This is a genomic window from Staphylococcus sp. 231237_7MaSpsaltlick (genome assembly GCF_043107035.1).
Window position 1 is genome coordinate 1 of sequence record NZ_JBICNX010000418.1, and the last position, 418, is coordinate 418.

Consider the following 418-nt stretch of genomic DNA (forward strand, 5'->3'; position numbering starts at 1 on the left):
ATCCTAAGCGAAATCATTACATGGATGAAAGAATCAGAACGAAAGGAAAACGCTTATGAATAAATATATAACACGGGGGATTGCCAATAGCTTACCTATCTCCTTACAAAAACAATTATGGCAACTCGTCTCTAAAAGTGAAAACGAACAGTCCAAGGAACTAGAAGCAATAGATTACTTTCATATCTTCCAGTTCAACATGCATAATGATCAATTATATATCAAACACAAACAAGAACGTCCTGAGTACATCAAAACACATAAAGCGAATTATTCAAAAGCTATCAATATAAATAAGGTCTATATTATCCGAGAAGATGATGTAGACCTTTCTTATTACGTCATGTTACTACCCGAAGAATATTAATAGGAGGCATCAATCATGCAGAATATACAATGTATATTAGAAACTGAAGCA

The 418-nt window shown here is 33.0% G+C and carries 1 protein-coding gene; it reads left to right on the forward strand.

The genetic code is table 11. The features are described 5' to 3' along the window. Positions 1 to 55: 55 nt before the first annotated feature. Positions 56 to 367 (forward strand): DUF960 family protein, encoded by a 312-nt coding sequence (locus ACF91D_RS32150; protein ID WP_325993993.1) that lies wholly within the window; start codon positions 56 to 58, stop codon positions 365 to 367. Positions 368 to 418 lie beyond the last annotated feature (51 nt).